A 21,398-nucleotide genomic window follows, 5' to 3' on the forward strand; every position below is an offset into this window, starting at 1 on the left:
TCTTCAAGACAGGCCGGCAAAAAGCTCGCCTGGTCACGGTCAACAGCTTCAACGAAACGTCCCATATGGCACCCCCGAAGCAGTGCCAGATCATAGCATCATCAGGGGTTTTCACACAGCCTCGGGTCGTTAGCAGCGCCCTACCCCACTTCGTATTGGGGTGGGAAGCAGTTAGTCCGCTTCGGGGCTGGCAGAGGATAAAGCGGCCTCCGGTACGCGACTGACTTTTCCGACAATCGGGCCTAGCAGCTTCCGACCCAGACCCGGCCATCAGAAAATTCGCTGTCAAGGGTGGTTTTGGAATTTTGTTTGCTTACGGTTCATGAGTGCACCATCAACACGGAAAGCAGATTCTTGAACTTAAACAAATTTTCGCTTTCGCTCCTGACGTCTGTTGCTATTGCCGTCACGATTCCAGCCTCGTACGCTCAAACACCGCTTCCGGGCGAGGGCAGGTCAGTACAGCTGGCACAGCCCGCCGGTGGGGATAACGAATGGGTTTTATCGGAGATTTACGCCAGCTTTTGGAAGAACTTGGTTACGAGGCGCTTGACCCGCTCGCCATAGATATCCCGTTGGCTTTTGCATCCATGGCGGCAGGCGATGTCGATGTGTATCCCTCTGGCTGGTTCCCACTGCACAATTCGTACCTCGACAGCACATACGGTGATGTGGAAGTCGTTGGGTATGTCGTCGAGCAAGGCGCATTGCAAGGCTATCTGGTCGATCGGGCGTCAGCCGAGGAGTTGAATATCACCTCGCTTGAAGATTTCAAACGCGATGAGGTGAAGCAGACGTTTGACCGCAATGGCGACGGAAAGGCCGATCTTGTTGCCTGTCCCGCCGGTTGGGGATGTGAGTTGACCATCGCCCATCAAATGGATGCGTTCGAACTGCACGATCATGTCAACGAGATCAAGGCGGGCTATTCCGCATCCATGGCCGATGCGATTGCCGCCTATCAAACTGGCGAACCGATCTTTTATTACACTTGGACGCCGAACTGGACTGTCAATGAACTGGTGCCAGGCGAAGATGTCGTCTGGATTGAGACCCCGTCTATCGCATTGCCTGAGGAGCAGCAGGACATGGCCGATACAGCCACTGTATCCGGCGTTGTCGGTTGCGTGGCCGATCCCTGCCAGCTTGGCTGGCCGGTCAATGACATCAGCGTCGTTGCCTCCAGTGCATTCCTCGAAGAGAACCCGGCAGTGCGCACGCTCCTCGAATTAGCGTCGGTCGACATCGACTTCATCTATGCCCAGAACGCGGCTATGCGCGATGGTGAAAACTCCAAAGAAGATCTTCGCCGCCAAGCTGCTGAATATATCGAGGCGAACCGTGAAGCGGTTGATGGCTGGATCGAACAGGCGATTGCTTCAGCACAGTAGTCTGGTTACCTGACACGACTGTGTTGTGATCCGGCGGGTGTCATGTGCGCCGGATTATTTTAACTCCATCGGTCGAGTGAAGCCGCAGAGACCAGTGCAGCTGCCGGTGCACGAATAAATAGCTTCAAACCATGTCACGTGTTCGGACGCTCTTTTGTGTTGGCAGGATCGGCACCACCAGCGCCGCGCACTCCGCGAAATGGCAGACGACCTGCTCAGTAATCTCCGGACCAGCTAAGCGCGATGGGAGAGAGCTGGAAGCCATTCTGGCGATGATCTGTCGCGGAAATCCCCAAACGGGCCTTCATGGACAAATGTCAGGTCTGAGTGGCGCAATTAAGCCAATGAACGACCGAAATGGGGTCGTAGCCGGCCGGGCTGCTCCTGGTTACGAAGACGCCGGGTGGTTGCGGTCGGACCAATACTGAACTGCGAAGTCCACAAGCTGTGGCAACTGCACCAAAATGCAACGAGCCTGTGCGATCGTGCCGCTGGCCGCCACACCTGACGACAACGCGGCAATGCCAACCGGCAGGAATTCATCATCGTCCATGATCTGAGGCACTTCGAATGTCACCCATTGCCGTTCACCGGCAGCGATGATGGGAGCGCCTTCCCATATGGTGGGTCGATCCGGCCAGCGAATATGCTCGGCGAGATGTAGAGCCGTACAACGGTTGAACTCCACCCCAATCAGCAGGACTTTTGCATTCAAGCGGTGCAACGCCCCTAAAGGCGAGGTTGGGCCGAATGGATAACTTAGTTCGTGCCGAGCAATGATATCTTCGGCGTGATGACCCCAGGCAGCCATCGAACTTGCAGGATGGGCGCTACGGCGAACTCCGGGCCATGTGCGAAAGGCTTCGGCAATCGCACCCATATCGCGGGTCGGTGTGATGGCCGGGTCATATGCCGGCATTGTAAAGCGGATTGTTTCGATCCATTCGGGGGGAACGGGTGGTGCACCCCAATTGGCCGGATCTGTAAGGCCAGAGGAATGGGACGGCATCGCCAAGGTACCATGGTTCCCTACCACATCGATCAGCGCTTGGATCACGGCAACCTGGCCGCCACTGACCCAGCCCATGGAGCGCATGGAGCTATGGACAAGCAAAGTGTCGCCCGCTCGGACGCCTAGCTTGACCAGGTCGTGCTGCAGGCTCTCCCGCGTGGCAGGAAATTTAGTGCGAGCAATTAAATCAGCTTCGCTCATGCTGGAAGTCCGGAGTTCGACACGTGCGACACTGTCCGCTTAGTAGCATCGATCTGATGCACGGGAGTGGCCTTTATGGGGTCGATTGCTGCCGGGCGGCAACGCGCCCCTGCCCTGCTTCCGTCCAACCATCCACCTGATCAGTGTCGAAGCGATCACAGCGGCCCTTCGATCAGCGGTGCTGGATGGCCCTTCCAAATCATGCGGTAGACGGCCCCCTGGCGAACGGACTGAACGGCAGCCGGCCGCAGGGCGACAATGCAGGTACCACCCGGGTGCCGTACGGATGGGTAGATAATGCCGTTGAGCCCGGTGGCCCGGGCGCTCTCCGCGATGGCGTTGCCGACCGGGTAGGCCTTCACCGTGTCGGGGTCGAGCGAAGGATGGTCGGGTGCCTGCCGAAGGTCCAGGAACTCGCCGGCGAGGCTGCAAAACATCTCCGCGTACTCCACGGTGGCGTTGAAATCCCCCGCGTCTGCCAGCATGTTGGTCAGGTGATATCCGACCTCGCTGATGCAGGTGGCGACATCCAGAGCGGCATACCAGGCGCCCCGGTCAGCACCATTGAAGCGGTTCGGCTGCTGTGGCTTGGCATAGGCAAAGGACGCGTTGATAAAAGGCGCATGCGGCACATCGTAGACGAGCTCGTTGGCGGCGAGCCCGGCTATACCGCGATCCTGTGCCATCAACCGGCTGCTCGTCGCGCCCTCGATCTCGGACAGCACGGCGAGATCATCCTCGTTATCGACCAGGGGCGTCAACACCGCCGCACGCAGCCGCGCCGTCGTTACCAGTCGAACCGTCCTCGGAAAGGCTTCGGTGACGACCGGCACACCGTCGATCGACAATCACAAGCCCCCGCGGACGGCGTCCACATAGCGGCGCACCTCGAGCATTTGCGGAATGCCGCCCTTGAGCATGGAACCTATCGGGCTCAACCCGGCAAACAGCGGCGCCTTATTGACCAACCAGGGCCAGCGATCGGCCATGTCATCCGCGAACAGGAGATGCAGCCCCTTGTAGATGCCGACCAACGCTGAAATGCGTGTGAGCTGATCCTGGCTGAGGGCCTTGTCCTTGCCCTCCTGCTTCATGCGCTCCCAGGTGCTCGTGGACACATCAAGCAGCGCCGCCGCCTGTTCACCCTTGAGACCCCACTCCTGGACGAGACGCTTGTAGGCTTTCAGGGCGACCTTCGACAGCCGTACGCGGTCACTCTGGGCCGAGAAGTCCTGCCGGTTGGGCATTGTTGGCATTGGAACGTCAACCTGCAACATTCTAGCCTCCATCACTTGATGATCAACAAGTAACCACATGATGGACGCCTGTCCACAGATCAAGCTCTAAGCTTGCCATTAACCTGAGGGAAAGCGTGTTCCTCGGCCGGGATGTGGGTGATATCCTGATCGAGGAGCGGCTGGCCCGTCGATGGCCAAACGGCAAAGAGTGGTGGTGCAGCTGATGCGCGTACCGAGCATATCCAGGCGTAAACCGGATCTGCTGGACCAGGTGGAAGAGGCCGTCGGGCCCGCCGTCGTGGTCGAGATTGAGGTTGAGGTGGAGGTGGAGGTGGAGGTGGAGGTGGAGGACCAGACATGGTCACGCCACTTCCTCAATGAGTTGATGGCAAGTCCGAGGATCTGGCCAAGCGAAAGTGAGCCTAGATGTCCGAGATTTGCTCGAAATCGTTTTACGACTCGCTCTCCCCCCACCTTACTTCCCCTGACGGACAGTCTCGACTGCCAGCCAGTGGAGCAGCAGGCTGAGCGCGGCAGCGGGTACAAGCGCCCAGAGCGGAGCACCCGCCGGGACTGCTGACACGGTGCTCCCCAGCAGTGCCACGGCCAGGCCGTTGAGGTACTGGGCTCGAGCACGTTTGACTTCTTGTGACATGTCACCTCCTGTTTGGAGGAAGAGTACCGCTGTTGCGAGTGCCGGGGATAAGCGGAGCAAGGGGGGGCTTTAAAATCCGCTTCGATGCCGAAAGCTGCCCATCGGCATTGCGCCCCATTCAGGCTGTTCAGCTAACCTGCCCTACTCCCTGAAAGCGGCGGTTGTGCTGCTGAATGCCGTGGTAGTATCTGGGCTCACGAAAAGACCTGCGCCACATCGTGGTAATGGGACAGCCGTCTTTCGGGGTCTGGCAGGACGTCCTGCAGCATGATCTCGTCGGCGCCGCAGGCCTCGGCCATGCGCAAGAGGCGCGCTCGCAGATCTGCCAAGGCGCAGATGGTGTACATTGGCCAGTCGCCGGTTTCGGCGGGCCACACTCCGCCCGCCAGTTCGACTGCTTCATCAACGCTCGGCAGCCTTTGGGGCATGATGTTGAAGCGCCGGCGCTGCTGGAACGCCCAGCGCATTGGCATAGCCAGTCTCTCCGCTTCTGCAAGACTTGGGGCCGAGGTCACGCGCAGTGCGAGAAAGAGCTTGGGAGCCGGGGGCAGGCCGGGGCGCGGCGATGGCCGAAACGCCTTGCGGTATGCCGCTGCTGCGGCTTGCGCCTCTTCGGGTCGGTGGAAGGCCGACAAGGCCAGCGGCAGGCCCAACGTGCCGGCGCGCTCGGCCGAGGTCTGACCAACGGCCATGATCCAGGGTAGCGGGGGCGCCTCGTCGGGCATGACCTTGAGCGGCGCAAAGGGGTGATCGGCAGGAAGATCAGCAAACAGATGGCCGAGCACTTCCTTGACTTTCGCGGCTTGATCATGCGCCGGCTTTTGGGTGCGGTCCGGCTGCAAGGCGAGGTCAGGCAGCGGGCCGGACACCGATTGCCCAAGTCCCAGATCGATACGCCCGGGGGCCAGCGCAGCAAGGGTCTTGGCGCTTTCCGCAATCTTGTAGGGGCTGTAATTGTTCAGCAGAACGCCGCCCACACCGACACGGATGCTGCTGGTCGCCTGCGCCAGGGCGAGCGCCATCACCATGGGATCAACGCAGGCCTCGTAAGGCACGGCATGGTGCTCCACGAGCCAGTGGCGCTCAAAGCCCAGCTGCTCCAATGTCTGGGACAGCCTGATAGACTGGCGGATGGCCTCGCCTGCAGTGCTGCCGGGGGCGATCTGGACCTGGTCGAGGAGCGAAAGTTTCATCGGGCACCAAGATTGGAGGGGCGCCAGGAAGCGCCCCTCAAGGGGCTTATTGGATGGCAAAGGCCGAGGGCTCGATCAGGTCTTCGCGGATGTCGATGCGGCTGCCGGCTTCCAGCATGCCAGCCTCGATCATGAACTCCTGGTCGGCTTCCAGATTGACGACATCCTCATCGGTCATGCGCGGGTCGAAATCGTACCAGCCAAGCTGCTTGGTCGCTTCCTCGACGCTGAGGCCCTGATCCTCGGCCGCCATAGCGATTGCCGCTTCTGGCTCATCGCGCAGGAAAGCCAGCGCTTCCAGATGCGCCTTGAAGTAAGCGGCCACGTAGTCCGGATGCGCCTGGGCAAAGGCCTTGCTGGTGCCGATCACGGTCGTGGGCGCGATCAGCCCCTCGCCATCAACGATGACATGACCGCCAGCTGCTTCCACCTGCGTGGCGTTGGCGCCGGCCAAGGTTACGGCGTCGACCTGACCGGCGAGGAGAGCGGCGCGGGCCGTCGGCAGGTCCATGTTGATATATTCCACATCATCCAGGGTCAGCCCTTCGGCGGCCAGGGCCGCGGCCAGAAGCTGGTTGAGCACAGTACCCTTGGGCCCCGCGACCTTCTTGCCCGCCAGGGAAGCAATGTCGGTTGGTCCGCCTGCAGCGGCCATGATGAAATAGGCCTTGGGCGAGCGGGCATAGGTGCCGATGACGGCCACGTCAGCACCATTGGCGCGCGCGAGAATGGCCGAGGTGCCGCCGAGCACCGAAGCAATCTGCAACTCGCCCGCGGCAATGGCCTGGGTCTGGGCGGCGCCTGAAGTGATCTCGGGATGGGTAAGGGTCACGCCCAGTTCCGCGAAGGCGGCATCGAGCATGCCCTCCTTGCGCATCACGATGGAGGGTACGTTGAAGGGCGCGGTCACATAGGATACCGCGACCTCTTCGGACTGCCCGGCCACAGGCGCAATTGCCGCGAGCGCGACTGCGGCGGCGAGTGCCAATTTAGTCAGTTGGTTCATGGAGTTCTCCACTTCTAGGGCCTGCCGGGGCGGGAATGCGCGTTGCAGGGAAAAACCGGGAAAAAAGCTGTTGGCGCGCGCTCTCGATCTCCGCGCCGCTGACCGGGCGGGGATAGGCAGCCGCGAGCTTGAGATCGAGTGCGACCCGACCTTCTTCCAGCACCAGAATGGTGCGGCCCAGCCGAATGGCTTCCTCGATGTCGTGGGTCACAAAGACGATGGTCGTGCCGGTCGTTTGCCAGATCCGAATCAACTCGTCCTGCATCTGCTTGCGGGTAAAGGCGTCCAGCGCCCCAAAGGGCTCGTCCATCAGCAGCAGCTTGGGACGGCTGACCAGTGCTCTGGCAATGGCAACGCGCTGCGCCATGCCGCCCGAAAGCTTGTCGGGCCGCAGGTCGGCAGCGTCAGCCAAGCCGACCATGGCCAGAGCGCTGGCCACGCGTCGGCGCGTTTCGGACCTGTCGAGACGATGCGCCAACAGGAAGCCGGCGTTTTGCGCTACGGTTAGCCAAGGCATCAGCCTTGGTTCCTGAAACACCACGCCAATAGCCGAGCGGTCACCCTCGAGCGCACCGTGCTCCGGGGTTTCCAGCCCTGCCAGGAGCCGGAGCAAGGTGGACTTGCCGCAACCCGACCGCCCTAAAATGACGTGGAACTCGCCGCTCGCCAGCTTCAGGTCGAGCTTGCGGAGCACTTCCCGGCGACCGCCAGCGGGCAGATCGTAGCCGTGCCGCACCTGATGGAAACTAAGCATTGCCCAGTTCCACTTCATTGCGCATCCAGGGCGCGATCGATCGCAGCAGCAGCTTGAGGCCGGTATCGACCAGGATACCGATGACGCCGATGGTCAGCACGCCCACAAGGACGATATCCGTACGCGCCAGATCCTGCGCATCGAGGATCATGTAGCCCAGCCCCGCCGAGGAGGCGATCAGTTCGGCGCCAACCAGCGCCCGCCAGCCGGAACCCAGACCCACCCGCAGTCCAATCACGGCCGAGGGCAGCGCCGCTGGCAGCACGATGCGCCAAAGCAATTCCAGCCGGCTGAAGCGGGCGGCGCGCCCCACTTCGATCAGCTTGGGATCAACCTGGGAAAAGCCGCCGCGAACGCCCAGAAAGACCGGAAAAAAGCAGGCGAGCATGATGATGCCCACCTTCTGGGTCTCGCCGATGCCCAGCCAGAGCATGGTCAGCGGCACCAGGGCGAGCGGCGGTATTTGCCGCAAGAATTCCAATGGGCCTTCGAGCACGACCGCGAGGGGTCGCAGGGTCACCATGACCAGCGTGAGCGAGAAGGCAAGCAGCACGGCGAAGAGATATCCGATCCCCACGCGGCTCATCGAGATCAGGATATGGTCGAAGAGCTTGCCGCTGTTGATCAACGAAACGAAGGCAGACCAGACGCGCCAGGGCGGCGGCAAAAGGAAGGCATTGACGGTCCCTGTCACCGACACCGCAGACCATGCGAGAAGTATGACGATGAAGCCTGATAGGGGATAAAACTTTGACATGGCCGCTCTTTAGGAGAGCGTCATATACCTGACTATTTTTATCCACAATCATTGCTTGCGCGCTAAAGTGCCGCACAATCCTCTTTGAAGATTGGTCTGGAATAGGGTCGTAGCTGATGGGCAGGAGTGCGCCCCATTCCCGTCATCCGGCGGGCCCTGCCAGTTTCTCAAAAGCGGACATCGCCTGCTTGTTCAAGGACGGCGTCGTCGCCAACTGGATGCCCGGCGGAGTGTCGGGTCGCGAAGCTGTGGCCTTGGCTATGTGATCCCGGATTAGATGAAGTCCGGAGCATCAGGGGTTCGCATATGGGAAAATGGCGGTCGGCCGGGAAATCGACGAACGAGATTGGCGGGGGGCGCGAAACGGGAACAGAACGGCTGTTCAAAAGTGCGCAGTTATTCTTGAATCGAACGCCGCGCCAGGCGCATCAGGGATTAGTGCAACAATCCGGAGTATTCGCATGGCAACATTATCGACGACGGACATGAAGCTGATTGACAGTATATTTGGCATGTACAGCGGTTACGTGCTCGACTTCAGCAACGACAGATTTGCGTCGTTCTTCAATCGCGATCTCGACATTGACATCTACCTTGACCGTTACGCGATCCATGGCGGATCCAAGGGGAAGCTCTTTCGCGGCTTCCTCGAGATATCGCCCAATGCCGATGTCGTTCGCGCACTGACGGCACTGTGGGAATACCGCGAGACCTATCGGCTCGATCATAATGAAGACGAAAAGGTGCTGCACGCCCGGCAGCGTCTGAGCCAGTTGCTCGTCAAGTTGGGCGGCGAGCCTTTGCCGGTTGGGTTCGACGAGCCGGCGCCCGCCGCACCACCTCCGCCGGTGAAGAAGGGTCCGGGCGATCAGACACTTGCTGATCTGGAGCAGGAGTTCTTGGCGCTGACAATGATGAACGAGGCTGCCCAAGCGCGGGGCTACGCGTTCGAACGGTTCCTGAAGCGGTGGTTCGACGCCTGGGGTCTCGATGCCCGTGCGTCATTTAAGCTGGTCGGCGAGCAGATCGATGGAAGCTTCGAGCACCGCGGCACGGTCTACCTGATCGAAGCCAAATGGACGGATGCCAAGACTGACGCGGCGGCGCTGCGCTCGTTCCAGGAGAAGGCTGGCGATGGCTTCGAGGGTACGCGCGGCCTGTTCGTGTCGTTCTCGGGGTTCACCGATCAAGGCCTGGTCGCGTTCAATGCCAAGCGCGTCATTCTCATGGATGGCATGGACGCTTTCGACGCACTGCGCCAGCGCATCTCGCTCGACGATATCGTGGCAGCGAAATTTCGGCGCGGCACCGAGGAGCGTCGTCCGCTTATTCCCGTGCGAGAGCTGTTCCCCTAGCGTACCGCCAGCGATTCGGCGTCGAACGCGACTCAGGTATACTGGGCGGCCGAGCCACGGATGGTGCCAATGGCAAACAACGCGTCGCACGATCATCACTTCGTTCCGGTCTTCTACTTGAAGAACTGGGTCCTCGCCCCTGAGCAGCGCTTGGTCGAATACCGGCGTCGCGAGGACCGCAACATTCGTCCGCGTTGGACCGGCCCGCGCGGCACAGGCTACGACAAGAACATCTATTCCGCCGACGATAGTTCGGTGGCCAGCCTTGAAGAGACCTTCATGGCCCCGGCGGACACCCATGCCGCAAGCGCCATGCGTGTCTTCATGATGCCCGGGCCCACGCTTGAGTGGACGAGGCCGCAGCGCAGCTCTTGGTCCCGCTTCATCATGAGCATGCTGATGCGCCACCCCGATGATGTGACAGAGCTCAAGAAGCTCATCGAGGACGACTGGACTAACCTGACCGACGAGATGGTGGAGCAGTACCGAGATCGTTGGCAGGAGGGAATGCCTGAATCCGCCGAGAAATGGTGGGAGCAGAACCGCGAGGAATATCGCGAGACTGCTCGCCTGCAGTGGCTTCGCGGTATGATCGACAACGAAGGCATTGGCCGGCGCATCAATGCCATGAGCTGGAGCGTCGCCAATGTCGGCAATGGCAAGCACAAGCTTCTGACGTCGGACCGGCCAATCTGCATGACCGACACGATCGATGAGCTCGACGCTTTCATCATGATGCCGCTGACGCCGACCAAGGTGTTCATTGCTGTGCGCCGGATCGAAACGCTCGCAAGAATTCGGGAGCTCAGCACGGACGAGCTGGTCGCCGAGGTCAATCTCGAGGTTGTGCAGAATGCTCGGCGGTTCGTCTTCTCCGCCGATCGCTCGCAGGAACGGTTCATCCTCAATCACTTTGGGCGCAGCAATCAGCCCACTTGGATGATGCGCCTTGCCGAGAAGCGGGCCCGTGATCGCGCCCCGAGGTCGGCTGCCTAATGGACCACTGCAATGTCCTGCGTTCGGAGTCCGGAGCGCTCGAGCCGCTCATCATCAGCGCGCTGGCTTCCGATCGCGTGGGCAAGATCGTCGACGATGGCGACCTGACGCATCCGTTGCCGGTCGTATCCAGGTCATGGTCGGCAGTGGTGGCAGCGTTTAGCGACGTGCTGCTCGCGTTGCATGGGCCGGATCCCCACGCCAAGGCCATCGAGAACCACGACGCAATTCTCCGAGCGCACCAGGATTTGTTGTATCGTATCGCGGAATTTGTCGAAGCCGTCGAGAAGCAGACCCGCGTGGTGGTCGGCAAGTACGTGGCACCTCGAAATCTCGACCGGGCACTTAGCGAGCAGTGCAACGCGATCAAGCACGAAGGCGCTCGCGTGGGTTGGGTGAGCGCTAGGGACGCCATCATGCGCGTACCCGGCTACCAGCTCAGGCACCTGCATGGCCGCAGCGAGATCCCGATGGAGCGATTCCACAAGAAGCGACCGAGCTTTTCGTTCAACATGGAGCTGCGGCGGCTGGTCGTGAACCTATACCTGCTAGGCGACCACGCCGGTCGTGCCGTCATCGATGCCGCCGGTCCGGGCGCTTCCAGGAAATCAGATGACACGATCGCCATGCTCGAGCACGTTATCGTCCTCCCACCTGTGATCTTCCCAGGCGAGCGCCAGTTGCCAGCGCCTCATCTCGCCTTGACCGGGTTGGCGCTCGAGGTTGCTAGTCGCGGAGGCGCTTTCGTGGCTTTGGATGGCGAGATCCAGATTCGACACCTGCACGCCGGCGATGGCATCACCAGCAACTTCGGCCTGGCCGACGTATAGAGATACAACCGATGAGCTACCCTCCTGAAGTCCTTCGCGCTGATGCGCAGGAAATCCACTGCATCCTGCGCACCTCGGCGGCGTTCAAGCGGCACCAGGCCATCACGCTCGACAAGCTGTCCGAAATGTTAACCGCCATTGTCACAGGGGGGCCAGGTGTCGAGCCGTAACGCTCCCTACGACGTGCTGTCGCCAGTCCACGGCCGCATCGAGGTCAAGACCCGGGTCGAGGGCACCGACGGCGACAACCCGCGCGTGTCATTGAAGGAGGCCAAGTTCGAAACGGCCGATCACTTCATGGCCGTGCGCTGGACGCGGGACGCCGAGCTATCGCTGGCGCTGATGCTGCCTGCAGCTTCAGTGAAGCCGCTGCATTTGGCACGACGTCAGAGAACGGGGTTGGCCCACATCGCATGGCGCGAGTTCATCGCCGCGCCAGGTCCGATCGACTTCACCGCACAATTCGCTGCTGTGCTCGCTTCTCCAGGGTATGCCCTCAGGTGACCGTAGCTGAAGTGCCCCCTATCCAAGCCCGAGAGTGACGCCTATCACGGCGGCCCATCGGTCGACGACGGTCGTCCAAACCACAGACGAAATCCAGGTGGCATCCCATAGGTGGCGCCATCCTCGCAAACGCGGGGTGTGCAGATCGTCGGCACCTGCGATTTTGCTGGCCTTGTGAATAACTGCCTTCGACAAGCCGCTATTGAAAGCGGACAGATGGCTAGCGGCCCCAAATACGTCACCGGCAGGTGCGCATGCAAATGGCGGCTTTTGCCAGCGCCTCCGACAGGAGCGGACGGACGGCTTCCGGCCCAGCTCAGCCGTAGGCAATCCTTCCGGCCTGCACTCATAATCGGTCTACACGCAAGTATGGTCGGGGAGCGTCTTCCGACGTCCACATGTCAGGCGTTTTGTCTGTAACGGCTGGGGGCTAATCCGAAGTGGGCACGAAACTCACGAGAGAAGTGGGCGGTGTCTGAGAATCCACAATCAAGAGCGATCTGGGTGATGTTCTCCAGCTTGTTGTCGATCATCCAGCGCCCATAGTTCAACCTCATGATCCGGTGGTAGCGCATCGGAGTTGTTCCCAACTCAGTTTTGAACGATCGTTCGAGCTGCCTCGCGCTTACGCCGCAAAACCGTGCGAGCGCAGGCAGGGTAAGAGGATGGTTTAGCTGCTGCTCCATGAAATGAACCGCCTTTCGAACCCTAGCGTCGGCGACGTCATTCAAATCCTGTCGAAAAAACGCCTGCGGCAATGAGGGTGCACGAATGCCCGTCAGCATCATGTGCCTCACCACCTGTTGCGCGCGATCCCGGCCACAGTGGCGGGAAATCAGGTAAAGGCCGAGATCAATGGCTGCGGTCGACCCGGCGCAGGTGATGACGTCCCCTTCGTCAATGAACAAGCGGTCCACCGCGGTTCGGACATTTGGGAACTGGCGTTCGAATGCGTCGCGGACGTTCCAGTGGACGCAGACGGTGCGACTGTCCGCTAGGCCGGCACGCGCGATGTCGAAGGTGCCCGTGCAGATGCCCAGGAGGCGCACTCCCGCATTGTGGGCGCTGCACAGATACCGGTTCACGGCGACTGAAGGCCTTTCCTCCATGAAGTTGTTGCCGCCGCACACGGCAATGTAGTCGAACTGTGACGGGTCGAGCAGATCTTCGCCACTCACCTGAAGCCCGCAACTCGCCGACCGCGTCTGCGCGCCCGCAGTCATGATGCGCCAAGACGCATGGATCTGCCGGCTGTTGCCGCCGTCATCGGCCGCTAGACGCAACGCGTCCACGAGCCCGCTGAAGGCCGCGATCGTGAACTTTTCCATCAAAAGGAATCCAACGCGCAGCGATGGATCGCCAGATTTAGTCATCAACATCGCTCTCCCAACCCACTACTGACTCATTGCTTTGTCGCTTTTATTCAAGTTCATGGCCACTGCATGCAATCCGAATCCATATCCGCTTGCGAGGTTTGCACATTGAGTGAGCAGAGGGAGAATGCGATGAAAATCTTGACGGTCCTACTCACGGCGACGTCCGCTGCAGTGGCGCTAGGTGTTCCCTTAGCAAATGCGCAATCCAATTCTCTCACGGTGGCTTGGTATGGCGGCAATTGGGGCGAGGCGTTCCAAGCCTGTGTTGCAGCGCCCTTCACCGCACAGACCGGCATCACGGTCGTCGCCGATATCGGTACCTCAACCACCACTCTGGCAAAACTCCAGCAGCAGGCGTCCGCTCCGACCATCGACGTTGCCTACCTCGACGGCGGTATCAGCGAGCTAGCCCAAGCCGCGGGGGTGCTTGCGCCCATCGATCTGGAGACGTTGCCCAATTCCAAGAACCTGCTGAAAGAAGCGGCCTACCGCGACAGCGACGCCGTCTTTGCAGTTAGCGGCGGCTACTACTCGCTTGGCCTCACCTACAGGACCGATGAAATCAACGAGGCGCCGACCTCCTGGGAAGAGCTGTGGAACGAGGACCATGTCGGGGCCGTCACCATTCCATCCCCTAGCAACTCGGCCGGTGTCCCGTTCATCTTCTTCCTGAACAGGATGCTGGGCGGCGCGCCCACTGACGTGTCGGAAACCTTTGAGCGCCTCAGCCAACTTGACGCCGGACTGTTCTTCGACTCTTCGGGCGCTGCCAGCAATGCTTTCCAGAGCGGCGAAGTGACTATTGGCGCGCATTTCAACGTGGGCGCATGGGCGTTGGCGGACAGCGGCGTGCCGGTCACTTTTGTCGTTCCACAAGAAGGCGTGTGGGCGACTGATGCCCGTCTTCACCTGATCAAAGGTGGTCCAAATCCGGCGGGTGCAGCACAATTCCTCGATACGGCCATGAGCGCTGAGGCCGCCGCGTGTCTCGCTGAGAAGCTGTACCTCGGTCCCGCGATCACGGGTGTGGATCTCACCCCGGAAGTCAACCGCAAGCTACCATGGGGGGAAAAAGGATCGGTCTCCGATCTGAACCTTTCCGACTGGAACGAGGTCAACGGCCGCCGGGCGGAGATCACCGAGCGCTGGAACCGCGAAGTCGCTCGTTGAGGGCGCGACTATGACGCTTCTCTCCATCGAAAACGTCTCCAAGTCCTTCGGAAAGCAACAGGCGCTTAGCGACGTTTCGCTGGCGATCCAGGCGGGAGAGTTTGTCTCGCTTCTGGGGCCGAGTGGGTGTGGAAAGACGACACTGTTGCGCCTGATCGCGGGCTTTATGAGCGTCGACCAAGGGACTATCTCGATCGATGGAGCAAATCTGAGGGGCCTACCGCCACAGTCCAGACCCCTCAATACCGTCTTCCAAAACTACGCTTTGTTCCCTCATCTGACCGTAGCGGAAAATGTCGCCTTTGGACCGCGAAGGGCTGGCCGTTCAAAGGCCGTGGCGGCCTCGCTTGCCGCCGAGGCGCTTGACCTTGTTGGACTTGGAACCTTCCCTGATCGATACCCTCGCCAGCTGTCGGGTGGGCAGCAGCAACGTGTCGCCTTGGCGAGAGCGGTCGTGAATCGGCCAAAGCTACTCTTGCTCGACGAACCTCTAAGCGCTCTCGACCTCCAACTGCGGAAGCGCATGCAAATTGAGCTCAAACAGCTGCAGGAAAAGCTCGGAATTGCCTTTGTCTTCGTCACGCATGACCAGGAAGAGGCGATGGCCATGTCGGACCGGATCGCGGTCATGAGTGGCGGTCGCATCGAACAGCTCGGCACGGGCGCGGAGATTTACCAGACGCCAGCCACGCGTTTCGTTGCGGAGTTCATTGGGGAGGCAAACCTCATGGAGGTGAACGAGACTCTTCATCTCACGGCAGGCGGCGGGAGTAAAATGGGGACGGCTATCGTCAGGCCCGAGCACCTGTTGGTGGAGCCGGAGCTCTCGCCACCAGCCAACCTCGAGGCAGTCATTTTCGCAGGCCGCGTTGAGGCGGTGACGACCATCGGTGGGGCAACCAACATCCACGTCTCATCCCCGGCGGGCGCTCTGACAAGCCGGCGGCTTGGCATAGTCCGCGGTTTCAGCCCTGGTCAGCCCGTGTCGATCTCGTTCGAGAGGCGGCACGCCCACGTTATTCTGGACCGGAACCCATGACTGCGTCGCGAACGGTGCTGTTCGCTCTGATCGCACTTCCGCTCGCCTGCTTCTCAGCGTTCTTCCTAATACCGCTGATTACGGTCTTTGTCGCCAGCGTCACGAGCGCGGATGGGGCAGGGCTGACATTTGGCAACTACGCGCGGATCCTGCTCGACGAATACCACTGGTCGGTCATCACCGTGACGTTCCGGCTTGGAATTCTCACCACGCTGATATGCTTACTTATCGGTTATCCACTCGCCTGGTATCTTGTTCGCATCGTGAAGTGGAAGTCTTGGCGCAGATTCTGTGTGATCCTTCTGATCCTGCCGTTGTTCACCTCCAATATTGTCAGGTCGTTCGGCTGGATGGTGCTGCTTGGAAGGAACGGCATCGTAAACGAATCCCTGATGGGGCTAGGAATCGTCGACCGTCCTATTCGCTTTCTCGGCACCGAAGCAGGCATCCTCATCGGTCTCGTTTACATTCTTCTGCCTTTTGTCGTCCTGACGATCGGCAATGCTCTCGGCCAGATCGACCGATCGCTGGAGCATGCTTCCTCAGACCTCGGCGCCGGTCCATTCTCGACTTTCTGGCACGTCACATTCCCTCTGAGCATCCCCGGCGTAGCCTCCGGCGCGATCATGGTCTTCGCACTCGCGGTCAGCGCCTATGTGACGCCCGCTCTCCTGTCTGGTGGCCGTGTGACCGTTCTGGCGGTCCTCGTGTTCCAGCAATATTCCACAGTCTTTGACTTCCACTATGGCGGTGCGTTGGCGGTCACGCTTCTCAGCTTCACGCTTGCGATGATAGCGATCTCGTCCCGTGTCTCTCGGATAGGAGCCCGTTAATGGCGCTTCGCATGTTCATTCGGGGGCTGGCGCTATTGACGTTAATGTTCCTGCTTTTGCCCCTGGTTGTCATCGTCGGCGCGTCGTTCACCGCCAGCGACTTCCTCGCCTTCCCTCCGCAGGGTCTGACGCTGCGATGGTACGAGATCGTCGTGTCGGATCAGACGTACGTCGCCTCGTTCATTACTAGCTCAGCACTTGCGCTGGCGGCGACCTTTGCCGCCGTCGTGCTCGCCATACCCGCAGCGCTGGCCATTGCTCGCAACGAGTTCCTCGGAAAGGCAGCTTTCACGTCGCTCTTGCTCTCACCGCTCGTGCTGCCGCACCTTGTTCTCGGAGCTGCCCTTCTACAATTCGGCGGTGCCATTGGCCTCACGCGCAGTTTCCCGGCTCTTCTTGTTGGCCATGTCGTGATCGTGACCCCTTTCGTCCTGCGCACCGTGTTGCCGATGCTGAATAGGGAACAGCTCGCGCTGGAGGAGGCTTCCCGTGACCTCGGCGCTGGCCCAGTCCAGACCTTTTTCCTCGTGACCTTGCCGCAGATCCGTTCCGGTATCGTCGCGGGGGCGATTTTCGCCTTCATCACGTCGTTCATCAACGTCGAACTGTCGATCTTCAATACCACCGCGGCGCTGAACACGATCCCGGTCCAGCTATTCAACTACGTGCAGTACTCCGTCGATCCTTCGATCGCAGCTGTCGCCGCCGCAACCATCATGGCGGCCGCCGTAGCAATCGTCCTCATCGATCTCACTGTCGGCCTCGACTTCCTCACCGACGACGAGTGATCGCACATCCCATCCCAGCAAGGAGAGCGCAATGCGCATACAGGACACCTTTGACGTAATTTATACACATACGGAGGGCGAGCCGCTCTGCATCGTTCATAGCGGAATCCCCTACCGTGCCGGATCCTCGATCCTTGAGAAGCGCGCCTTCCTTGAGGCGAACTACGACTGGCTCCGGAAAGCGCTGATGCGTGAGCCCCGCGGGCATCCCGACATGTTTGGGGTTTTCCTCACACCGCCGTCGAGCACAAACTACGATGCGGGTCTTATCTACATCGATGGAGCCAATTACTCGCACATGTGCGGTCACGGGACGATCGCGGTCGCTATGGCAATGGTCGCGAATGGATTAGTCCCTCGTGGCAACGATGGCACCACCACGATCCGCTTCGAGACGACTGCAGGCCTCGTCGTAGCGACAGTTGCGAGCGAAGGCGACGATGTCCTGTGGACCCGCTTTGAAAACGTGCCGGCCTACGTCGCCGAACAGGACGTCGAAGTCGAGTTGCCAGGTTATGGCAAGCTGAATGCTGACCTTGCATGGGGTGGCAACTACTTCGGCATTATTGACCTGCGCAGCTCAGGCCTCATCATTTCTCCTGACAACGGCAAGGAACTGTCGCGGATGGGCCTGATCGCCAGAGAACAGCTCCGTGAGAAACTGGTCATCCAGCACCCTACAGAAGCTCACATCAACAACCTTAACTTCATCACCTTCTGGCATGAGCCGACTATAGAAGGTGCATTCTACAAGAACGTTCACGTCTTCAGCGAGGGTCAGCTCGATCGATCCCCCGGCGGTACCGGCACCAGCGCCATGTTGGCCATGTTCGAGGCTCGCGGGAAGATCGGTGTCAACCAGCCGATCAGGTCCGAGGGCCTTCTTGGCAGCGGAACTTTCGAGGGTAACATTGTCGGCGAAACTAGGCTCGGCAAGTTCAAAGCGATTCGCCCAACTGTCAAAGGAACGGCTGGTATCCTTGGGACGGCTCGCTGGACAATCAACCGGAATGATCCCGTGGATGCTGGTTTCGTTATCAAGTAGCACACTAGGATAATCTTGAGCAGGCTGTAATAGGGGGCGATTGCCGCTTGGGATTTTGCTCCTCGAGTACGAGTTCCGCTGTTGTTCGAACGCATCAAGCAGAATAGGCGTCCTGCCCACAGAGCAGGAAGATTGGCCCGCAGTACTTCTCTTACCGCGCACTACCCCCGGCCACATGGCCGGGGAAGAAAGACGTATGCAGAATAGCAGCTTTTCACCCGTTTTGCCCGAAAGCCGACCTTCTCCTTCCGGCCCCTACCCTGCCCTTCGATATAGCCACCTGTAGTCAGTTTCGGAGCCATTACAGCGACCTTCGATCGTTGGTTCTGGATTGCCCCTCCAGACCAAGCGGCAGCGGGCACTGCGATCTGGGCGTGAATGGCAAAATCATCATCCTCGCCCTAGACAAGCGGCTTCAACACAGCCGCGCCGTCCTCACCAGTTGGATAATCTTGGGAAAAGTCTCTGTGACGACCGGCCAACCGTCCAACGCCGATCACAACCCCACGTGGACGGCCTGGAGATAGCACCGGGCCCACAACATTTGGAGGATGCCGCCTTTGAGCATGGAGTCGATTGGGCTCATCCCAGCACGGTGCCTTTGTTGTGCAATCCGGGCCAGCGATCCGCCATGTCATGGGCGATCAACAGATGAAGCCCCTTGTAGATGCCGAGCATTGCGGAGACCCGGGTGACTTGATCCTGCCTGAGGGCTTGCACTTACCCTCCTGCTTCATGCGCCCCCAGGTGCCCCTTTGACACGTCGAGAAGCGCCGCGGCCTGCAGAGCCGTAGGCCCCCATTGTTCAATCAGCCGCTTGAAGGCTTTCAAGCAACCCTCGGCAGCCGCGCGCGATTAAACTCGCTCGAAATTTCTGCCGGTCCATTGCCGCAGGTATTGGAAAAGATCGATCTCGAGCGTTGCACGCCTCGCTCAGTGGCGACCTCTCCACCAAACAACCTCAGGCGCTTCGCAGATATCATTACGGGATTGCTGTTGCCCTCAATCCCCCGCAGGCTTCTGGTAAGGTGCCCATGCTCGTGCAACACCCGGCGCTTAGTAGGCAGCTCAGAGTGTCAATAAGGCACATTAATCTTGTTACTTTCTTTTTTCCAAGCGATGCTTCTGCACTAGTATTTTCAGTGAGTGAAGCGATGCCGAAGGACAAACAACTGCCAATCTCCAGATTCGCGCGTCCGAACAAGGCGGTTTGGCTTGATGGCTGCCTGCCGGGCGTCATCCTCAAAGTGGATGGCGAGTTTTGCTTGGTAAGGTCAAAGACAATGAACGAAGAGGGTTTGGAGTCGTGGGGTGAGCCATTTTGGGTGGAAGCCTACACCGGCCCCCTCTTGGGCACTCCACCCCGAGGTGAAGCCGAGACATGGCTGTCCGAAGTCGCTGCCCTCGCGCCAGCGCCTCATCCACCACGGCCGGCCAGCAAAAGAGCTAAAGAAGCGCAGGCCGACATGTTCTGGTAGTCTTTCTTGAGCGCCACGGTATGACGAGAGGTGCTCTTGATTGACATTCCGAGGCCGCGGACTGATCCCGATAGATGCTGCATCGAGTGGACCACGAACCTGCAGAAGGAAAGAGGAAACCACGGCTACTCTGCCTCCCGGGCGCCGCGGCGTCAGCCTTGCCGCCCTTTGTGCCTCGCGCGCCATCATCACACCCCCGGGGTAGAGGACATCGGTGCGCGCAGGGCTGGAGGTGGAGATTCCGCAAGAGGACGCCTTTAACGATGGGCTCGTACTCGACGCTCTGCGTGACAGCTTTATCAAGCGCACCGCATGCTGATCGCGACTACGGCCCTTCTGCTCACTTCTTTGCCCGCCTGCGCTCAGCCGAAGCCCGTGCGTCAGCAGCCGGCATCCTACAACGAACAGCTGAGGCAACTTTCGACAACCCCTTTGCCACGTCGTCCCAGGAGAACTCATCCACGAGAGAATGCAGCAGCATACACTAGCCAAGGAGGAGACGATGTTTATACGGACTGTGGAGCCGGACGAGGCCGAGGGCGAAGTGGCATCGATCTATGCGAACGAAGTCGCGTCAACTGGACGCGTTATGCAGGCAACCCAATGTTGGTCGGCCAGACCTGACATTCTGCCGCCGGTTGAGCATTTGCTCCACCAGATCCGGGACGGGTTCTCTCTGGGGCTGATCAACTTCCGCCTTATCACCTTGATAACGGCCAAGCACGTGCCTTCGAGCTATTGCTCTCACGTCTATTTCAAAGCGCTCTCGGCGATGATCGGGCGCGAGCAGACGCTGGCGGTGCATCGCGACTACCGAAACGCCGGGCTGACAGAACAAGAAGTAGCCATGTTGGCCTATGCCGAGCAGATCACGATCAATGCTTCGCACATAACCCAAAGCAATATTGACGCGCTGCGCGCCGTCGGTCTGAGCGACCTCAACATCGCCGACATCGCCCTGGCCGCCTCGTTCCGGAACTTCGTAAGCCGCTACTTCGACGCTGTTGGGGCCAAAGCCGAGCCAGAGTTTCTGGACGGGGACTCCAACGTTCGCAACGAGTTGTCGGTCGGCGGTCGCTGACGGAGACGCCTAACCGCCCCGTTGCCGCCGTTCAGCCAGTCCGATCAAGCTCCTGAAAGCGGCTGTTCTGGTTCGGCGCCCGGGAACGGCTTCTTGCTGGGAAAGCGGACTGGCTGCTGGCGGTGCGCAGTCGCGGAAACCGGACACCGCTTTTCTCGCCATTATCTCAGCTGTTCGGCCACCTTTGTCGCAAGCAGTTCAATACCCTTTGTGACCATGCCAAAGGGCTGGCCCCCAATTTCGATCTGGCCGACATAGCGTGAAGCGCCGGTGACTTCAGCGAGCGCCGAAAACTTGTCGAGCACCTTTTGAATCGAGCCACCCAACGTGAGTGCCTTCGGGCGTGAGTATCTAGGATAGGTGGGGTGGTATCTGCCCCCTCAACATCGGATCCTAGGGCAGAACTTTGTGCGACTCGGGACCAGAACTTTGTGCGACAGATTTCTGCGGTGCAGAAAGCGATAAAAATTAAAGGGATGCCAGGACCCTAGGGCAGAACTTTGCGACATTCACCAGCCGCTGGTGATGTGGTTTCCTGGACAGTTTCCACATTAGCCCCGCCTGTTTCCGCATCCGGGGGTGCACACTTTTCACATTATGAGATGCGCCCAAAGGTTATGAAACGTCCGTTAGTGTTGAACGAAAGGACGGAACAGTTCCGCTCTCAACGTTGAGCGTAAAGAAAAACCCCGGAAA

Annotated in this window: 24 protein-coding genes; 13 read left to right on the forward strand and 11 right to left on the reverse strand. The window is 59.9% G+C overall.

Going from position 1 to position 21,398, the window contains the following annotated elements; genetic code table 11:
* Positions 1–494: 494 nt before the first annotated feature.
* Positions 495–1,391 carry a glycine betaine/L-proline ABC transporter substrate-binding protein ProX gene (proX, locus tag HRU92_RS20155; protein WP_248307289.1) on the forward strand — a complete coding sequence of 299 codons (897 nt, stop codon included), beginning with the start codon at positions 495–497 and terminating at the stop codon, positions 1,389–1,391.
* 388 nt (positions 1,392–1,779) lie between these two features.
* Here proX and HRU92_RS20160 read toward each other — a convergent pair whose 3' ends face one another.
* The 8 genes from HRU92_RS20160 to HRU92_RS20195 form a co-directional block, all read right to left on the reverse strand.
* Positions 1,780–2,604, reverse strand: coding sequence for an AAC(3) family N-acetyltransferase (locus HRU92_RS20160; RefSeq protein ID WP_173089153.1), 825 nt, complete (start codon positions 2,602–2,604; stop codon positions 1,780–1,782).
* Positions 2,605–2,759: 155 nt separating this feature from the next.
* A complete protein-coding gene (locus HRU92_RS20165) occupies positions 2,760–3,452 on the reverse strand; it encodes an RES family NAD+ phosphorylase (protein WP_173089155.1) in 693 nt (230 codons plus the stop codon).
* Positions 3,453–3,881: an antitoxin Xre-like helix-turn-helix domain-containing protein gene (locus HRU92_RS20170; RefSeq protein ID WP_210259553.1), complete on the reverse strand. Its 429-nt coding sequence runs from the start codon at positions 3,879–3,881 to the stop codon at positions 3,453–3,455.
* Positions 3,882–4,317: 436 nt separating this feature from the next.
* Positions 4,318–4,497, reverse strand: coding sequence for a hypothetical protein (locus HRU92_RS20175; protein WP_173089157.1), 180 nt, complete (start codon positions 4,495–4,497; stop codon positions 4,318–4,320).
* Positions 4,498–4,691: 194 nt separating this feature from the next.
* Positions 4,692–5,690 (reverse strand): MsnO8 family LLM class oxidoreductase, encoded by a 999-nt coding sequence (locus HRU92_RS20180; protein WP_173089159.1) that lies wholly within the window; start codon positions 5,688–5,690, stop codon positions 4,692–4,694.
* 46 nt (positions 5,691–5,736) lie between these two features.
* Entirely contained in the window at positions 5,737–6,696 is a 960-nt protein-coding gene (locus HRU92_RS20185; protein WP_173089161.1) for an NrtA/SsuA/CpmA family ABC transporter substrate-binding protein, read from the reverse strand.
* On the reverse strand, positions 6,680–7,450 hold the full coding sequence (locus HRU92_RS20190; RefSeq protein WP_210259554.1) for an ABC transporter ATP-binding protein: 771 nt from the start codon (positions 7,448–7,450) through the stop codon (positions 6,680–6,682). Before HRU92_RS20190 ends, HRU92_RS20185 begins: the two co-directional genes overlap by 17 nt.
* Entirely contained in the window at positions 7,443–8,207 is a 765-nt protein-coding gene (locus tag HRU92_RS20195) for an ABC transporter permease (RefSeq protein WP_173089165.1), read from the reverse strand. Before HRU92_RS20195 ends, HRU92_RS20190 begins: the two co-directional genes overlap by 8 nt.
* Positions 8,208–8,668: 461 nt before the next feature.
* Here HRU92_RS20195 and HRU92_RS20200 point away from each other — a divergent pair, with 461 nt between their 5' ends.
* The 5 genes from HRU92_RS20200 to HRU92_RS20220 all read left to right on the forward strand — a co-directional run bounded on the left by HRU92_RS20200 (position 8,669) and on the right by HRU92_RS20220 (position 11,892).
* Positions 8,669–9,562 carry a restriction endonuclease gene (locus HRU92_RS20200; RefSeq protein WP_173089167.1) on the forward strand — a complete coding sequence of 298 codons (894 nt, stop codon included), beginning with the start codon at positions 8,669–8,671 and terminating at the stop codon, positions 9,560–9,562.
* A 69-nt stretch (positions 9,563–9,631) separates the two neighbouring features.
* Positions 9,632–10,558: a DUF4238 domain-containing protein gene (locus tag HRU92_RS20205; RefSeq protein ID WP_173089169.1), complete on the forward strand. Its 927-nt coding sequence runs from the start codon at positions 9,632–9,634 to the stop codon at positions 10,556–10,558.
* A complete protein-coding gene (locus tag HRU92_RS20210) occupies positions 10,558–11,388 on the forward strand; it encodes a hypothetical protein (protein WP_173089171.1) in 831 nt (276 codons plus the stop codon). The genes HRU92_RS20205 and HRU92_RS20210 overlap by 1 nt, the downstream gene beginning before the upstream one ends.
* 11 nt (positions 11,389–11,399) lie before the next feature.
* A complete protein-coding gene (locus HRU92_RS20215) occupies positions 11,400–11,558 on the forward strand; it encodes a hypothetical protein (protein WP_173089173.1) in 159 nt (52 codons plus the stop codon).
* A complete protein-coding gene (locus tag HRU92_RS20220; protein ID WP_173089175.1) occupies positions 11,545–11,892 on the forward strand; it encodes a hypothetical protein in 348 nt (115 codons plus the stop codon). The genes HRU92_RS20215 and HRU92_RS20220 overlap by 14 nt, the downstream gene beginning before the upstream one ends.
* A 401-nt stretch (positions 11,893–12,293) precedes the next feature.
* Here HRU92_RS20220 and HRU92_RS20225 read toward each other — a convergent pair whose 3' ends face one another.
* Positions 12,294–13,265 (reverse strand): GlxA family transcriptional regulator, encoded by a 972-nt coding sequence (locus tag HRU92_RS20225; protein WP_248307290.1) that lies wholly within the window; start codon positions 13,263–13,265, stop codon positions 12,294–12,296.
* 132 nt (positions 13,266–13,397) lie between these two features.
* On the opposite strand from HRU92_RS20225, the gene HRU92_RS20230 reads away from it, so the two are divergent.
* From HRU92_RS20230 to HRU92_RS20250, 5 genes are read left to right on the forward strand one after another with little or no spacing between them, the layout of a single operon-like run.
* Positions 13,398–14,438, forward strand: coding sequence for an ABC transporter substrate-binding protein (locus tag HRU92_RS20230; protein ID WP_173089179.1), 1,041 nt, complete (start codon positions 13,398–13,400; stop codon positions 14,436–14,438).
* Positions 14,439–14,448: 10 nt separating this feature from the next.
* The gene (locus HRU92_RS20235) at positions 14,449–15,477 is read left to right on the forward strand and encodes an ABC transporter ATP-binding protein (RefSeq protein WP_173089181.1); all 1,029 of its coding nucleotides are present in this window, start codon (positions 14,449–14,451) and stop codon (positions 15,475–15,477) included.
* A complete protein-coding gene (locus HRU92_RS20240; protein WP_173089183.1) occupies positions 15,474–16,310 on the forward strand; it encodes an ABC transporter permease in 837 nt (278 codons plus the stop codon). Before HRU92_RS20235 ends, HRU92_RS20240 begins: the two co-directional genes overlap by 4 nt.
* Complete coding sequence (locus HRU92_RS20245) at positions 16,310–17,098, forward strand: ABC transporter permease subunit (protein WP_173089185.1); 789 nt, start codon at positions 16,310–16,312, stop codon at positions 17,096–17,098. The genes HRU92_RS20240 and HRU92_RS20245 overlap by 1 nt, the downstream gene beginning before the upstream one ends.
* Before the next feature lie 31 nt (positions 17,099–17,129).
* Positions 17,130–18,143, forward strand: a complete 1,014-nt coding sequence (locus tag HRU92_RS20250) for a proline racemase family protein (protein WP_173089187.1) — start codon at positions 17,130–17,132, stop codon at positions 18,141–18,143.
* A 582-nt stretch (positions 18,144–18,725) separates the two neighbouring features.
* Here the strand turns inward: HRU92_RS20250 and HRU92_RS20255 are convergent.
* Complete coding sequence (locus HRU92_RS20255; protein ID WP_173089189.1) at positions 18,726–18,863, reverse strand: hypothetical protein; 138 nt, start codon at positions 18,861–18,863, stop codon at positions 18,726–18,728.
* 200 nt (positions 18,864–19,063) lie between these two features.
* Here HRU92_RS20255 and HRU92_RS20260 point away from each other — a divergent pair, with 200 nt between their 5' ends.
* The gene (locus HRU92_RS20260; protein ID WP_173089191.1) at positions 19,064–19,621 is read left to right on the forward strand and encodes a hypothetical protein; all 558 of its coding nucleotides are present in this window, start codon (positions 19,064–19,066) and stop codon (positions 19,619–19,621) included.
* A 469-nt stretch (positions 19,622–20,090) separates the two neighbouring features.
* Entirely contained in the window at positions 20,091–20,702 is a 612-nt protein-coding gene (locus tag HRU92_RS20265) for an alkylhydroperoxidase (RefSeq protein ID WP_248307291.1), read from the forward strand.
* A 161-nt stretch (positions 20,703–20,863) separates the two neighbouring features.
* Here HRU92_RS20265 and HRU92_RS20270 read toward each other — a convergent pair whose 3' ends face one another.
* Positions 20,864–21,028: a hypothetical protein gene (locus tag HRU92_RS20270; RefSeq protein ID WP_173089193.1), complete on the reverse strand. Its 165-nt coding sequence runs from the start codon at positions 21,026–21,028 to the stop codon at positions 20,864–20,866.
* Positions 21,029–21,398 lie beyond the last annotated feature (370 nt).

The organism is Devosia sp. 1635 (genome assembly GCF_013185955.1).
Classification (GTDB): domain Bacteria; phylum Pseudomonadota; class Alphaproteobacteria; order Rhizobiales; family Devosiaceae; genus Devosia.

Bases quoted from the DNA above. Each gene is read 5' to 3' on its own strand.
- HRU92_RS20245 (WP_173089185.1), top strand. From the start codon at position 16,310: ATGGCGCTTCGCATGTTCATTCGGGGGCTGGCGCTATTGACGTTAATG.
- HRU92_RS20190 (WP_210259554.1), bottom strand. From the start codon at position 7,450: ATGCTTAGTTTCCATCAGGTGCGGCACGGCTACGATCTGCCCGCTGGC.
- HRU92_RS20265 (WP_248307291.1), top strand. From the start codon at position 20,091: ATGCAGCAGCATACACTAGCCAAGGAGGAGACGATGTTTATACGGACT.
- HRU92_RS20215 (WP_173089173.1), top strand. From the start codon at position 11,400: ATGAGCTACCCTCCTGAAGTCCTTCGCGCTGATGCGCAGGAAATCCAC.
- HRU92_RS20175 (WP_173089157.1), bottom strand. From the start codon at position 4,497: ATGTCACAAGAAGTCAAACGTGCTCGAGCCCAGTACCTCAACGGCCTG.
- HRU92_RS20240 (WP_173089183.1), top strand. From the start codon at position 15,474: ATGACTGCGTCGCGAACGGTGCTGTTCGCTCTGATCGCACTTCCGCTC.
- proX (WP_248307289.1), top strand. From the start codon at position 495: ATGGGTTTTATCGGAGATTTACGCCAGCTTTTGGAAGAACTTGGTTAC.
- HRU92_RS20210 (WP_173089171.1), top strand. From the start codon at position 10,558: ATGGACCACTGCAATGTCCTGCGTTCGGAGTCCGGAGCGCTCGAGCCG.
- HRU92_RS20230 (WP_173089179.1), top strand. From the start codon at position 13,398: ATGAAAATCTTGACGGTCCTACTCACGGCGACGTCCGCTGCAGTGGCG.
- HRU92_RS20180 (WP_173089159.1), bottom strand. From the start codon at position 5,690: ATGAAACTTTCGCTCCTCGACCAGGTCCAGATCGCCCCCGGCAGCACT.
- HRU92_RS20225 (WP_248307290.1), bottom strand. From the start codon at position 13,265: ATGACTAAATCTGGCGATCCATCGCTGCGCGTTGGATTCCTTTTGATG.
- HRU92_RS20160 (WP_173089153.1), bottom strand. From the start codon at position 2,604: ATGAGCGAAGCTGATTTAATTGCTCGCACTAAATTTCCTGCCACGCGG.
- HRU92_RS20235 (WP_173089181.1), top strand. From the start codon at position 14,449: ATGACGCTTCTCTCCATCGAAAACGTCTCCAAGTCCTTCGGAAAGCAA.
- HRU92_RS20205 (WP_173089169.1), top strand. From the start codon at position 9,632: ATGGCAAACAACGCGTCGCACGATCATCACTTCGTTCCGGTCTTCTAC.
- HRU92_RS20200 (WP_173089167.1), top strand. From the start codon at position 8,669: ATGGCAACATTATCGACGACGGACATGAAGCTGATTGACAGTATATTT.
- HRU92_RS20195 (WP_173089165.1), bottom strand. From the start codon at position 8,207: ATGTCAAAGTTTTATCCCCTATCAGGCTTCATCGTCATACTTCTCGCA.
- HRU92_RS20170 (WP_210259553.1), bottom strand. From the start codon at position 3,881: ATGTTGCAGGTTGACGTTCCAATGCCAACAATGCCCAACCGGCAGGAC.
- HRU92_RS20185 (WP_173089161.1), bottom strand. From the start codon at position 6,696: ATGAACCAACTGACTAAATTGGCACTCGCCGCCGCAGTCGCGCTCGCG.
- HRU92_RS20250 (WP_173089187.1), top strand. From the start codon at position 17,130: ATGCGCATACAGGACACCTTTGACGTAATTTATACACATACGGAGGGC.